Source organism: Streptomyces aquilus (assembly GCF_003955715.1).
Taxonomy (GTDB): Bacteria; Actinomycetota; Actinomycetes; order Streptomycetales; family Streptomycetaceae; genus Streptomyces; species Streptomyces aquilus.
This window is the reverse complement of sequence record NZ_CP034463.1, coordinates 2,871,915-2,885,083: the sequence shown is the minus strand read 5'-3', so window position 1 is coordinate 2,885,083 and position 13,169 is coordinate 2,871,915. Positions and strand designations below refer to the sequence as shown.

The 13,169-nt window shown below is 68.7% G+C and carries 11 protein-coding genes; 7 read left to right on the top strand and 4 right to left on the bottom strand.

Annotated features, from left to right (window positions below):
• Window positions 1–15: 15 nt before the first annotated feature.
• Together EJC51_RS13340 and EJC51_RS13335 are read left to right on the top strand one after the other, a co-directional pair.
• A complete protein-coding gene (locus EJC51_RS13340; protein WP_166682855.1) occupies window positions 16–1,110 on the top strand; it encodes a beta family protein in 1,095 nt (364 codons plus the stop codon).
• A gap of 186 nt (window positions 1,111–1,296) precedes the next feature.
• Window positions 1,297–2,703 carry an NnrS multi-domain protein gene (locus EJC51_RS13335; protein WP_244362609.1) on the top strand — a complete coding sequence of 469 codons (1,407 nt, stop codon included), beginning with the start codon at window positions 1,297–1,299 and terminating at the stop codon, window positions 2,701–2,703.
• Window positions 2,704–2,707: 4 nt separating this feature from the next.
• On the opposite strand, the gene EJC51_RS13330 is transcribed toward EJC51_RS13335, so the two are convergent.
• Complete coding sequence (locus EJC51_RS13330) at window positions 2,708–6,340, bottom strand: DEAD/DEAH box helicase (RefSeq protein ID WP_126271274.1); 3,633 nt, start codon at window positions 6,338–6,340, stop codon at window positions 2,708–2,710.
• Window positions 6,341–6,639: 299 nt separating this feature from the next.
• Here EJC51_RS13330 and EJC51_RS13325 point away from each other — a divergent pair, with 299 nt between their 5' ends.
• Window positions 6,640–7,059: a hypothetical protein gene (locus EJC51_RS13325; protein ID WP_126271273.1), complete on the top strand. Its 420-nt coding sequence runs from the start codon at window positions 6,640–6,642 to the stop codon at window positions 7,057–7,059.
• On the top strand, window positions 7,056–8,177 hold the full coding sequence (locus tag EJC51_RS13320) for a V-type ATP synthase subunit E (protein WP_126271272.1): 1,122 nt from the start codon (window positions 7,056–7,058) through the stop codon (window positions 8,175–8,177). Before EJC51_RS13325 ends, EJC51_RS13320 begins: the two co-directional genes overlap by 4 nt.
• 19 nt (window positions 8,178–8,196) lie before the next feature.
• Here EJC51_RS13320 and EJC51_RS13315 read toward each other — a convergent pair whose 3' ends face one another.
• Both EJC51_RS13315 and EJC51_RS13310 read right to left on the bottom strand, forming a co-directional pair.
• On the bottom strand, window positions 8,197–8,850 hold the full coding sequence (locus EJC51_RS13315; protein WP_244362607.1) for a hypothetical protein: 654 nt from the start codon (window positions 8,848–8,850) through the stop codon (window positions 8,197–8,199).
• Window positions 8,847–10,073: an AAA family ATPase gene (locus EJC51_RS13310; RefSeq protein ID WP_126271271.1), complete on the bottom strand. Its 1,227-nt coding sequence runs from the start codon at window positions 10,071–10,073 to the stop codon at window positions 8,847–8,849. Before EJC51_RS13310 ends, EJC51_RS13315 begins: the two co-directional genes overlap by 4 nt.
• A gap of 531 nt (window positions 10,074–10,604) precedes the next feature.
• Here EJC51_RS13310 and EJC51_RS13305 point away from each other — a divergent pair.
• From EJC51_RS13305 to EJC51_RS13295, 3 genes are all read left to right on the top strand, one after another.
• Entirely contained in the window at window positions 10,605–10,877 is a 273-nt protein-coding gene (locus tag EJC51_RS13305) for a hypothetical protein (protein WP_126271270.1), read from the top strand.
• Between the two features lie 73 nt (window positions 10,878–10,950).
• The gene (locus EJC51_RS13300; RefSeq protein ID WP_126271269.1) at window positions 10,951–11,511 is read left to right on the top strand and encodes a hypothetical protein; all 561 of its coding nucleotides are present in this window, start codon (window positions 10,951–10,953) and stop codon (window positions 11,509–11,511) included.
• Window positions 11,508–12,749 carry a hypothetical protein gene (locus tag EJC51_RS13295; protein ID WP_126271268.1) on the top strand — a complete coding sequence of 414 codons (1,242 nt, stop codon included), beginning with the start codon at window positions 11,508–11,510 and terminating at the stop codon, window positions 12,747–12,749. Before EJC51_RS13300 ends, EJC51_RS13295 begins: the two co-directional genes overlap by 4 nt.
• Before the next feature lie 17 nt (window positions 12,750–12,766).
• On the opposite strand, the gene EJC51_RS13290 is transcribed toward EJC51_RS13295, so the two are convergent.
• The gene (locus EJC51_RS13290; protein WP_126271267.1) at window positions 12,767–13,159 is read right to left on the bottom strand and encodes an ATP-binding protein; all 393 of its coding nucleotides are present in this window, start codon (window positions 13,157–13,159) and stop codon (window positions 12,767–12,769) included.
• Window positions 13,160–13,169 lie beyond the last annotated feature (10 nt).

Below are 13,169 nucleotides of genomic sequence, written 5' to 3'. Positions count from 1 at the left end.
CGAGGGGGAGCCGCGATGATCGAGCCGATCTATGTACCGATCCTGCCGACGCGGCCGCGTGCCTGGAAGGCCTTCGAAGCGCTGGACACCCGATTACGGAGTCGAATCGCGCCGCTGTGGACCATCGTGCCGTGCGTCGGTCCGGAGCGGGCCCGAGGAGAGCGGCCGGCCCTGGAACCTGATGACGACCGGACGGTGCTCGAACCCTGGCTGGTCCCACTCATGGACCGGCTCATCACGGCGGTGGACGGGGCGCCGGGCTGGATCGACGCCAGCCATGTGGAGAGCCAGGTCCGAGGGTCCGCCGTGGGGTTGTGGCGGCTGGCGACGAGGAGTGGCCTACGACTGGTCACCGGCCCGGAGCGGGACCACACGCTCCAGCGCTACACCGCCGACCTCGCGTTCCAGAGCGGCCGGGGACTCGGCATACGGATCCTGGTCGACGAGCCACCGGACGAACGCAGCTCCGCTGCGCTGCTGGGCATGGTCGACCGCCTTTGTCTGCCGCCCTCGCGGACCGACCTCATCCTGGACATGGGCGAGATCACGGCAGGCGACGAGACGGACAAGGGCGCGATCGCCGCGCTCGATCTGCTCGGTACGTTGCTGCCGTGGCGGACGGTTGTGCTCGCGTCCGGGGCGTTCCCGCGATTCCAGGAGCAGGGCGGCGCGGAGTTCACACATGTGGTGCGGCGCTACGACCATCAGCTCAACCACTTGGTGCACAGGTCCAGGCCCGCTTTCCCAAGAGCAGTGTTGTACGGCGACTACTCCGTGGAGCACGTCTCCGCCGCCAACATCCCACCCAGCAAAGATCCTTACGGCCCGCCGTGGGGCCTGCTGCGCTACACCACGCCGGACGACTTCCTCATCGCCCGGGCGCCCATGCGAGGGCGCGCGCGTGCGGAGCGGGTGCGGGAGTTGGCTCGTTGGATCACGGAGTACGAGGGGTTCCGCGGGGCGGAGTTCAGTGAAGGTGAGCGCTGGCTGCAGGCGTGTGCAGACGGGGAGGGGACCAAGGGGTCAGGCAACCCGGAGACCTGGATGAAGGTGGGGCACATCCAGCACATGAGCTTCGTCGTACGTCGGCTCATGAGTGCTGTGGAATGATCCAAGCGCAGTCGGAGCATGGCTACGGGGAGACATGTGGTGGGGGTTCGGTACGACCAACGGGCGCTCGCTCTCGTCGAGGTACGAGGAGGGCAAGGGGATTGGGAGAAGGCCCAGAAGGAGTTCGAGCAGCGGGACTGGCGGGTCGTCAGGTCATTCGCGAGAGGTGACGACATATCGGCCGGCGTGCTGACGCCGGATGCCGACTCGCGGATGTACCTCGTCGAAGTGCATCTCTTCGGGGCGCGCAACGACAGAACGGTGGGGGCCGCAGCTTGGCGGGTCCAGCGTCTGGCGAAGACGGCCAGGCTCGAAATGTACGTCAGACGCTGCGACTTGCTCGAAACGGATCGGGAAGTGCTCACCGAGTGGAGAGTGCACACGGTTGCGCATCGCCCAGAGCCGCGCCCCCCGCAGGAGGCCCAAGGCCTCGCTGCGCGACTGCGTTGGAGGTGGAACGTCTTCCTCGCCCGAGTCGGTGAACGTCGAGGCCGTCACGACATCGGGACCCTGGTGAGCGGTACGGCTTCGGAGGCCGGGCGGCTGTCGCGCATGGACATGCAGACCGGAGCGTCTCCCCGGAGCGATGTCGATGTGCGCGCCGTGTATGGACGGGAACGCAGCTATATCGTCGGGAGACGTGAGGAGGCCGCGCTCCGCCATGCCTACCAGATCGTTGGCTGGCTGGTGGCGATGGACTTCTGCGCGGTCCTCGCGAACCACCATTCCGGCTATCAGGCCTGGTTCTGGGGGCTTTTGGCGGTGGGCTCATTCGCGGGGGCACTGTGGGACGGCAGTCGAACCTTTGTCTCCGGTGGGCGCGTGCTGAGCGTCTTCATCGTCTGCTTCGCGGCATTGCTCCTGCTGACTGCTGTTCTCGGCTGGGGCCAGGCCGATGCGGCGACACCACTCCAGATGCTCTTCTGCATTGCGGTTCTGTTCACCGTGATCGGCATCTGGCTACTCGTGCGGCAGTGGACCTGGGGCGAATGGCTGGCCTGGGCCGCTCCGCTGGTACTGACGGCGGTCTTCTCCTTTGTGGTTGCCTCGGGGTCGGTGCTCCATGCCCTGTACGCGAACATGCTCGGGCTCGATCTCGGCGACCTGGATGTGCCAGGCCTCTGGCAGGCGACGGCCGCCGTCAAGCTGCTGGGCTTCCTGAGCCTGGCGCTGTTCGTGCCGGCAGCGTGGGGCATCGCGAAGCATCGGCATGTGTCCTACATCCGCCCGGGGGAGGAGCTGAACGTTCCGCTGTATCTGCTTGCACAGGTCATGGTGCTCGGAGTGGTCGCGGTGCTGGCCGTGGAGTCCGCTGACCATGCCGCAACAGCCGTCAAATCCGCCGCCGACAACGGGAAGAGCGCGCCGCCCTACTTCGGAGTCCAGCCTGAGTGGATCTGTGCACAGCCAACGGTCCCCAGGTCGAAGCTGAACGTACAGGGACACGAACTCCACTCCGAGCGACCCTATTTGTCGTTCGGGGTCTCCGGTGACTACGCCGTGCTCTGGGACTCGGAGGCCGCCGAACCGTTCAAGGTGCCCGCCGGGCAACTACGGCTACTCCCCGCGAAAAGCCCACGCGCAGCCTGTTGAACTGTCACCGCCCCGCCCCTTGGCCGCCTGCCCAGGCGCGGAGCGGCAGCCGGGTCGGGTCGGCGAGCGTGTCGAAGTAGGGCTCCTTGCTCCAGCTTTCCCGATGCCCGATGACGAACAGTCGCCGCTTCGCCCTGCTCACCGCCACATTGAGGAGGTTCGGCTTCTCGGCGGCCCAGGCGCGGGCATGAGCACCTTCACGGGGATGGGTGCCGAGCACCAGGATGACGACGTCCGACTCGTTGCCCTGCATGGTGTGCACGGTGCCGATGTGATCCTTGAGGAAGGCGGAGGCGGAGGCAGAGTCGCCGAGGTGCATACCGCGCACCGTCCTCGCACAGCCGGCAACCACCTCCCGGAACGGGCTGAGAACACGTATCCGGTCCAGCTCGACGCCCCATACGTGATGGAGCTTGGTGACCATCCGCTCCAGGGCCGCCCCCTCCTCCGGAACCCATTTGCCGACCGTCTCGCCCGGAATCACATCCACCCAACAGCTGAGGGGGTAGGCGCAGGTGAGGCAGCCGCTTCTGGCCTCCGCCACGCACTCCGGGCAGAAGTCGGGACCGGGAAACGGCTTCTCCCGCGTCCCGTAAACCATCAGGCCCTCGTACGCGATGTCATTGCTCAGCTCGAAGATCGTTCGCTCGCACCGCCGGTGCACCCGCAGCGGGGCGCCCACCCAGACCGGATCGATCTCACCGTCCGGCTGTCGGGACTCGACGGTCGTCCCCCAGCGGTTGGTCCGATCCGCCACCCGCTGGGCGGAGGTCCGGGACGGCAGCCACTCCTCGTCGACGCCGTACGCCTGCCGCAGCCGTTCCTGGACGCTGACCGGCAGCGATACGACGGGCTCCAGCTGCAAGGGATCGCCGACCAGCACAGCACGCCGGGCCCGCCACAGGGCGCCGACCGCGGCCTGCGGTGCGGCCTGTCCGGCCTCGTCGATGAGCACCCAGCCCAGCGATTCCTGCTCCAGCGGCCCGAAGAGCCGCCCGCACGAGGCGAACGTCGTGGAGACCACCGGCATGACCAGGAACAGTGACTGCCACACGACCAGCGCCACGTCCGGCGGTGCCATCCCGGCGAGCACCTCTTTGAGCAGCAGCAGATTGAGTCGTACGGTCCGGGCGTTGGCGGCGACGAAGGCGCGGTGCAGATTCAGCGCGGCCAGGAACACCCGGGTCCGCGCCGCACAGAACTCCTCGTCCGACCACGGTGACGACAACTCGCGCTGCGTGTCGCCAAGGTGCTCCCACCCCTCCGGGAAGTGCTCGCCCCACTGCGCCCGAGCCTGCTCCAGAGCGCGCCGCGCGCCGTCGGCAGCCGCCTGTGCCAGCCCCAGTTGAAGCCGCGCGTGCCTGCGGACCTCGGTGACCTCGGCCAGCACTCGATCCGTAGCTCGGGCAAGGCTGCCCGCCGCCCCGTAGGCGAGGAACGTGCGCTCCACCTCCGACTGGCACCAGCGGTCCCGGTCCTGCCACTCCGCGAAGGCCCGTCCGGCGCCGAGAGCACCCAGCAGTCCGCCAGGCCGGCCCCGACGATGCCTCTCGGCTCGGTCACGTGCCTCCTCGTACGCCACCGACGCATGCCGCAGGTCGGTGCGTGCATCGGCTGCCGCCTGTCTGGCGCCCTCCTCGTCCTCCCGCGCCAATCGCTCCGACAACTCCGCGGAGTCCAAGGACGCGTCGAGCCGGCCGAGGTCCCGCATCGCATGCGCCACTCCCGCCCGGTCGGCACGCAGGGCCTCGGCCTGCCGCAGCGCATCCAGGAAGGCGGCCTTGGCGGCAGCCCAGCCGTCCACCGCAGCAGTGCCCTCCGGGACGGGCAGGGGTCCATTCCCACGCGTGGGGAATCGGACGCCGGCAGGAGGGTCGCACAGTGACTCCCCGCGCTCCAGCCGCTGGAGCAGCGACTGCATGCCGTTGGAAGTACCGCTGGGCGTCTGGCCGTTGCCGGAGTCTCCGCGGGGGTTACGCGCCCGCCCGCGGGAGTCCTGTTTGGGCTTCTCACCCCACCACCAGCGCGACATGAACTCCTTGCGCTTCTCGGACTTGCCGAGCGGCGCGGCGACCGCGCCCCAGGCCGGGGCTCCGTCGAGCAGGGACACCGCCTGGTCGAGGAAGTACGAGGCCTCCCCGAGCCACTCCTCTCCGAGGGCGTCGAGTGCGGGCAACTCGGTGGTGATGTTCTGCACCGCTCCGTTGTTGGAGGAGGCGACGACGATCTCGTGCCCGGTGAGAGCGGGTCTGAGCCGCGCCACGCTGCGGGTGTATCCGTCCGCTTTCCATTCCACGCGCCCGCTGAACCCGTCCGCGGCGCGTGTGAGTGCGGCCAGATGTACAGCCCGCTCCACCACGATGGAGGCGATCAGATCGCGGAGCATCGTCGTCTTGCCCGTCCCCGGCGGCCCGTTGACGGAGAACAGCCCCGCTCCGCCGGACAGTTCGGCGATGATGCGGTTGACCGCGAACTGCTGGCTGAGGGCGAGGGGATGCTCGGTCGGAGCCGGCCACCGTCCCAGCGGCGTCGCCTCGGGTGCGACACCTTCCAGGACCACTTCGGGGTGGTCGCGTACGTCGATCCGGTCCCTGGCCCGTACGGCCGCCGGATCGGTCAGGTAGGCGGTCAGCGCCTTGCCGTGGCTCTCCGCGCTCGCGACGCGCTCCAGGTCCTCGGGCAGCAGGCTGTTGAGGAAGGCGGGGTCGGGGTCGGGCAGTGAACCGTCCTTCTTGCGGCGGACCCGCTGACTGTGGATTCGGATGCTCGCCGGCGACAACAGATCTCCGACCCCGCACAGATCGGCGACATGCGCCGCGAACGCCACCAGGTCGGGCAGTTCCAGGGGGCGCCCGGGTTCCTGTGCGTCGTCCTCAGGTTCCGCTGTCGGTTCGGAGCTGTGCGTGGGCTCGGGCGCCACGCCGGCAGGAGGCCCAGGGGGAGTGGATGCCGCGATACCGTCCGGCTGCCGTCCAGCCCGGGCCCCACCGACGCGCCGCGCGACGGGCCGCAACGCCCCCGCGATCGCACCCGCTCCCATGTCCCCGATCAGTGCGCCGAGTGCGCCGACCGCGGCCGAGCTGAGGATCTCCCGGATCAGGCTGCGCCAGTCGCCGGACCTGGTGCCCGGAGCGCCGGGGGCGGCAGCGGGCGGGTCCGGGAGGAGAGGCACCGCACCGCCGGGTTCGGAAGGGGTCCGGGTGTACGGAATGTGGTGCTGGGTGAGCATGCTGATGGCCTGCCCGCACTGGCTCTCGGTTTCCTCGAATCCGTCGAGCCAGCCTGGGGTGTTCGGCCCCGGATCACGGACCCGGCCGGTCGCCCACGCACAGGTGGAGAAAGCCGTCCCGCCCTCCAGGAGGACGCCGTCGGAGTCCACGGTGATGGCGAAGACGGCGGTGTCGCCCTTCTGCTGCCGTACCCCGGCGTGGTCCTCGCCGTCCGCGCCGAAGTGGTCCTCAAGGGCCTTGCGGATGGCGGACAGTGGAAAGACTCCGCCGTAGACCGTGTGACGCCACACCTCCTTACGGGTGTCGATCCGTTCCCGCCGCAGAGGATGGCCCGACTCCCAGGGCAGTGCGGGCCATGGCTCCCCGGGCCGGACATCCACCTGCTGGAGCCACTCGCGCTCCGACACCCGGGCTCCGCGTCGGGGAGGGGACGGCAACTGGGGCGGACTGAACAGTTCCACCGCTCGCCAATAGTTCACGACCTCGGTACGCCGCCACTGTTCCGACCGCATCCGCCCCCCTGGTCTCCCGCGGGTCACCACCGAAGTGATCCAACTTACCTGTGCCCGGTGTGCCGCTGGCTCGACGGATGACAACTTCGCTGCGTGTCACAGGAGTTGGGCTATGGTTGACGTCACGCTCTGTTGATGTGACTGGGTCAGATCGAGTGACTCGGTGTGATGGAATCCGGAAGCTCGGGGGCATCGTGGATCCGTACCTCCTCACCATGGCCGGAACGGCCGGGACGACAGTCGTCACCCTTCTTGTCGGCGAGGGCTGGCAGCAGGCCCGTGACGGGGTGATCGCCGTGTGGCGGCGGTTCCGCCCGGAGGCCGCGGATGAGATCGGGCGCGAGCTTGAGACGTCCAGAGCGGCTCTGCTGCAACTGCCGACAGGTGACGACCAGGGCTCCGACATGCAGCAGATGGAGGGGCAATGGATCGCGAGGTTCGTCGGGCTGCTGAGCGAGCATCCGCAAGCCGCCGACGAGCTGCAGAGCCTCATGGAGCGCTTGCGGCAGGGGGCCGGGCAGTCGATCAGCGGCGGTGTGCGCTTGCAGGCGCGAGCCGAGGGCAGCAGCCGTATCTACCAGGCTGCTCGTGATCAGCACATCACCGAGCGATGAGCGGACTGGACAGGTGGGATGACGGCACCGGCGACCGTGCCGAGGCGTGGGGCCGCGCTTCGGACAACCGGCAGGTCTTCCAGTCCCGCGGCAACCAGTATGTGACGCAGGTAAACCTGGCGGCACAGGCTCAGGGGGAAGCCGCTCACCAGGCGCGAGAACACGCCGATGTCGTGGTCCAGGTACTCGCCCGTGCTGTGGGGGACCTCACGGCCCGCTGTGAGGACCTGGAAAAGAAGGCGAAGCGAGCGAAGGCCGAGGGGCGGGCCGAGGCGCACGCCGAGTTCGCCGAGAGGCTGAGGGACGCGGAACTGCGCGTCATGAAGGCCCAGCGGATGATGCGGGAGGCGGAGCAGGAGCGCGCGAACGCGGAATCGCTGCTGGCCCATGCGCAGCGGGAGCTCTCGCGACAGCAGCGGAAGGCGGAACGAGAGCGGGCCGAGCGGGTGGGGAGCCAGTATGAGCAGGCTGCCCGGGAAGCGCAGGAGACCGCGCAGTTCGATCAGATCTTTGAGCAGGCAGAGGTCCAACTGGGCGCGGTGCGCGATGAATTGCGGCTGCTGAGCGAGCAGATACAGACGCGCGAAGAGGGCGGCCCGCAGACGGTCCTGGCGGGCGAGGTCCTGCACGGGGAAGGCGACGAGTGGCCAGACGCAGGGATGCCCTCGGACGGCACGGTGTCCCAAGGGAACGATGCTGAGCAGCGGTTCGAGATCGGAGGCTTTGCCACGGCCCCCGCTCCGGCGCAGTCTCCCCGACAACACACCAGATGGGGAACCGCGCTCGGGGTCGCGACCTTCGCCGCCGCCGCTCTGCCCCTGCCGATCGTCGGCTCCGCCATCCGGAGCATGTACTCGGCCAAGAGCCCTCCCGCGATCATCTGGGGGACCCTCTTCGACATCGTCGCCGTGCCGACGGCGCTGGTCGTCACTGTCTTCCTCAGTTCCCTGGTGGCCGCGGTCTTCCAGTGGTCCGATGGCGCCTCAGACGCAGGCTGTGCCGTGCACGTCGTCGCCGGCATCGGACTCTTCATCACCGGAATCGTCCTCGATCCCGGTACGTGGCCGTGGCTGACGCAGGCCGGTCGCATCGTGGCGGAGTATCTGGGACCGCTGTGATCGAGGGGGCCACGGCGTGTCACCGGCGAGCAGTCCAGCGGCCGAGGTCGGCGAGCAGGTCGGCATGAGAGCGGTTCTGGCCCACGGGCGCGGTCAGCAGGCCGTGCTTCGCGGCTTCCTGCGCGATCAGCGGGCCCTCGCTCTCGCGGAACGGCGGCGACTTCAGCTCACGCTTCAACTTGCCCTTCGGGTCGTTCATCAGCCCCGTGTCCTTGCCGCGTAACTGGGCAGGGATCTTCCACTTGGGGTGGGCGTGCCGGAACGCCTCGGGGAACAGGAGCAGCCACCCTTCGGATTCCCACGCGGCGAGGGCGTACGCGGAGTCGGCCGGGCACTGGCGGTCCAGTTCCGCGGCGACGGTCTTGCGGACGGCCAGGTAGCGGTCGTCGGTGTAGCCGTCCAGGTCCTCGTGAACGGCGAAGGCGACAAGGGGCCCCTTCTGCTGGAGAGCCTTGCCCTTGGCCTTCCCCACCAGAGTCCGCACGCTGCTCTCCAGATCCCCGCCGCGCTTCTTCTTCAGCCGGACGGGATCGTTGATGCGTACGATCCTGGAGTTGCCGAGGCCGGGATGGTGGGCCCGGATGATCTCGGCGAGGATCTTGCAGTCGTTCTCGTCCTCACCGGCCAGCACGATCACCCCGCGCCCCGGCCGCTCCGCCCCCCGACGGTTCACAGCTCGCGCCCGGTGAGGTCGCCGCCGAGGACGCCGGAGAACCAGAGGTCGCCCAACGGCTGGTCCCCGCTCTCCTCGACGATCGCCTCGACCTCCTCGACGGTCAGAGCGGGGATGATCGAGGCACCTTCGGCGTCGCGCTCGCAGATCACGATCTCCTCGGGGAGGAGCCGGTCGACGAGGGCCGGGGAATGAGTGGCGACCAGGAGCTGGCTGCGGTGCGACGCCTCGCGCAGGCGTTCCACGATGAGGGCGAGAGCCTGCGGGTGCAGGCCGTGGTCGATCTCCTCGATGCAGGTGAGTGCCGGTGGGTGCGGGTCGTAGAGCAGGGCCAGCAGGCCGAGAAGGCGGACGGTGCCGTACGAGGCGAAGGCCAGCGGAGTGGGGCGGCGCAGGCCGCTCTCCCGCAGGAGGACGGTGACCTGGTCGGAGGCGCCGCCGAGGGTGGCGAACTCGATGTCCTCCAGCTGCGGCAGGACCGTGCGGGCATCGGCCACAAGGGATTCCCAGAGGTCCGCGTCCTCGGAACGGAGGTACATCAGGAACTCGGCGAGGTTCTCCGCCTGGGGTGACAGATCGACGAAGCGACTCCTGCGCCGCGTCCGGTACGGCTGGCGGGCAGCCGCCACATCCACGTCGAAGACCCGGAAGGAGGAGAGCTGCTGGGCGAACCGGGAGACCTCCTCACCACCGTCGGAACTGGCCAGCCGCGGCAGTGTCGACAGGCCGCTGCTCAGCCGCTGGATACCGAAGCTGCCGCTGTCGTCCTCCTTGCCACCCGCCTTCGTGTCGACCACCTCCGCCGAGTCCCCGGAGATGGTGATGCGCCGTCCCCGCCCCTGGGTGCGCTTGAAACGGAAGGTCTCGCTGCGGGAGAGGCTCTCGGCGCCCGACTTCAAGACCCTGCGGCGGATGGTGAGTTCGTACTCGTCGGGAGAGCTCCAGTTCGCATGCGTGGTCCACGTCGCCTTGAGGCCGATCTTCAGCGTGGCCGGAGGCTTGGGACCGCCCCAGAATGCGATCTCCCCAAAGCCGTCCCGGGAGTCGAGCGCGGGCTGGAGATCCGTACGGATGACGTCGGCGAGGAAGTCGAAGACTTCGAGGAGGTTCGACTTACCGGTGGCGTTCGGACCGACGAGCACGGTCAGCGGGCCGAGCGGAACGGTCACTTCGCGCAGGCTGCGGAAGTTCTCCACGTGCAGTTCGAGCAGATGGCCAGGCATGCGGGGCAACCTATCGGGAAGCGGGGCGGGTGTGACGGGTGGGGAATTCGGCCCGGGTCGCTGATTTTGCCTGATGAGGCGTCTCCCTGCTGGAGAGACGCCCGGTTCACGGCCAAATTGAGGATTGACTCAATCTGCGGTTCCGGCGGGAGAGGCGGGTGTGAGGTTGGCCGAACAGGCCCTGTTCCCACTGGTGTTCGCGCCGGAGACACTCGCGCAATGGTGTACCAATGCCGCGCGCAGAAGCCTGACGGACGGCTGTGCAAGAACAGGGTCACAGGACCTGACATGCGCTGCCACCACCACAGGGGGCTGTCGGCGGGACCAGTGACATCGCCGCCTCGCCGCTCCCGGCCTGTGAAGCGGACGGCGACAGCGCGGGGACCCGCGCGTGTCGCGGTTCCGGCCCGTCTCCTGAGCGTCGTCGCCTGGAGGAGGCCGCCGGATTCGTTGCGGACACGCTGAACGGTGGCGGGGTGGCGGGGTGGCGGCCATCGCGGACCGGGCCTCCGTCTACCTCACCGACGCGACGTGAAGGCGCTGATCAGGAAGCACCGTAGGAAGGGGTGCGATGACCTGGCGGAGCATCCTGCGGGGAATGGAGAAGCTGCACGATGCTGCGGCCCGGACCGGGATTTGCAGATCGCAGGCATCTACGTCTGCCTGACAGGGAACCGAGAGCTCGTCGACTGCGCCTGCCTGAAGGACGTCCTCAAGGTCGAGGGGAAGGAGCGCCTCAAAAAGCCCGTGGAGGACTGGAAGTCGGTGCCCCGCAGAATGTCGGACGTGGCGGGCGAGGTGTGACGGCACAGGCCCGCCAGGACAGCAGTCGGGACGCCAAGATCTGGATCGATGCAAGGCGGGTCACATTTCGCACATGAACTTCACAGTGCGTCAGCTCGGCCTGGACGACAACGCCCCTGTCTCCTGGAAGAGTTGCGTTACTGTGAGTCGTGTTGACGTTGCCGGACCCAAAAGTTGTGTGGTCTGGTCGATCGAATTCTCGGGGGATGCCATGGACCCGTATCTCGTCACCCTGGCCGGAGAAGCTGGTGCGGCAATGGTGGCCCTCCTCGTGAGTGAGGGATGGCAGCAGGCACGGGACGGCATGGTGACTGTGTGGCGCAGGTACCGTCCGCAGGCCGCGGACGAGGTCGAGCGAGAGCTCGAGACCTCTCGCCGGGCGCTGCTCATCGCAGCCGACTCCGCTGACACCACGGGCGACACGGACGTGGCGAGGGACTGGGAGCACCGGGTGGCGGACCTGCTGGGCGAACACCCCGGCGCCGCAGAGGAACTGCGCACGCTGCTGGACCGGTTGACCCCAGTGGCGCCGAACCGTCAGGAGATCCAAGGCGGAGTGCGACTCGACGCGCATGCCTCGGGCAGTTCCCGGATCTACATGTCGGTGGGTGACCAGCACATCAACGAGCGGTGAGCGGCATCGAACCGTCCGGCCGGGAGGGCCGGAGAGAGACCGACATGCGGGGCAGTGCCTCGGACAACGGGCAGGTGTACCTGTCCAGGGGCAACCAATACATCTCTCATCTTCACCTTCATGAAGAGCCCGGCGGCTCGGCCAGGGAACTGGCGCAGGCCGGGATGCGCGGTGCGGCGCTGGAGCTGACGCAGGAGCGCGTCACCTTGCTGATCCGGACGTTGAGCCTCACTCAGGCCGAGCTGCGGGCCCGCTGCGCGGAGCTGGAGGAGGAGGCGCGGCAGGCGAGGGCCGAAGGACGTGCCGAGGCGCTCGCAGAGATGCAACAGCAGTTGCAGGCCGCCGAACTCCGCGTCATGAAGACGCAAGAGATGATGCGCGCCGCGGTACAGGAGCGCGAGAAGGCGGAGGCACTCCTCACTCAGGCCCATGAGGAACTGGCGCAGCGGCGCCGTGCCGAGGAGCGGCGCGAGAAGGAACGGGCCCGACTGGCCGCACTCGCCCGCGCCGAGGCCGAGACGGCACCCCCTGCGGTGACGCCGGACGAGGAGGGCCAGCAGTTCACGGAGTTCCTGGAGCGGGCCGAGGAGCAGCTCGGTCGGGTGCGGGACGACCTGCGGCTGCTCGGTCACGAGATCACGGGGCAGGACGGCACAGCGGCTGCCGCGCAGGTGATCGAGGGCCAGGTGGTACGTCAACCCGGTGAGAGTCGTGAGCAGGCTCCGAAGGAAGCGAAGCCGGCTCTGGTTCACCCTCCGACCGCCAAGACACCGGAAGCGAAGACGCCTTCCGGTTCCCCGTCCAGGAGCGGCGGCAACAGGGCAGCCACCACACCCAGGCGCACCACGCGGACTCCCGTGCCTGGACCGCGCCGACCGTTCCGGATCGCCCTGATCTGGCTGCTCTGCCTGATCCCGGGGTGGGTCCCGCTACTCGTCGTCACGATGAACCGAGCCGTGTACGCGACCGACGCGAGTGTGGTGGAGGCGGTGGTGTTCACCGTCGCGAGCGTTGCCCTGGGTGCGGTGGTGTTTGCGGGGGTTGGGTTCGCGGTGTTTGTGGTGTTGGCCTTGAATCTCGACCGGGACTCGGAGGAGGGCGCCGGCTTCGCGGGAGTCGGGGTTGCCTTCGCGGCGACGTTGGGTCTGCTGATTGCCGGGTTCTACACGCCCCTCGACGCGCCCGGCCCGCTCGGAGCCTGGGGGAAGGCCCTCGCCTCGGCGATGGGGTTTCACTGAAGCACGGTCGGATTCGGTTACCGAAGAAGCTCCGCCCATACGGTCTTGCCGGGGGCGTTGGGGCGGGGTGCGCAGCCCCAGTTGTCCGCGAGGGTGGCTACGAGGAGGAGGCCGCGGCCGGATTCCGAGTCGGCGGACGGGGGTGGGGTGGTGCAGGTGGGCGAGGGGTGCTTCTCCGTGCGGGTGTCGGTGACCTCGATGCGGAGAGTGGTTGCGGTCGTGGTGAGGCGGAGGTGGAAGTCGCGGCCGGGGATGTGGGCGTGGCGGACCGCGTTTGCTGTGAGCTCGGCCGCGATGAGGGTGAGGGTCTCGTTCGTGGGGGTGGTGTAGGGGTGACCCCAGTCGTTGAGGCGGTGTGAGACGAGTCGGCGGGCGAGGCGGGCGCCGCGTGGGGTTGAGGTGAACTGCATTGCGAACTCG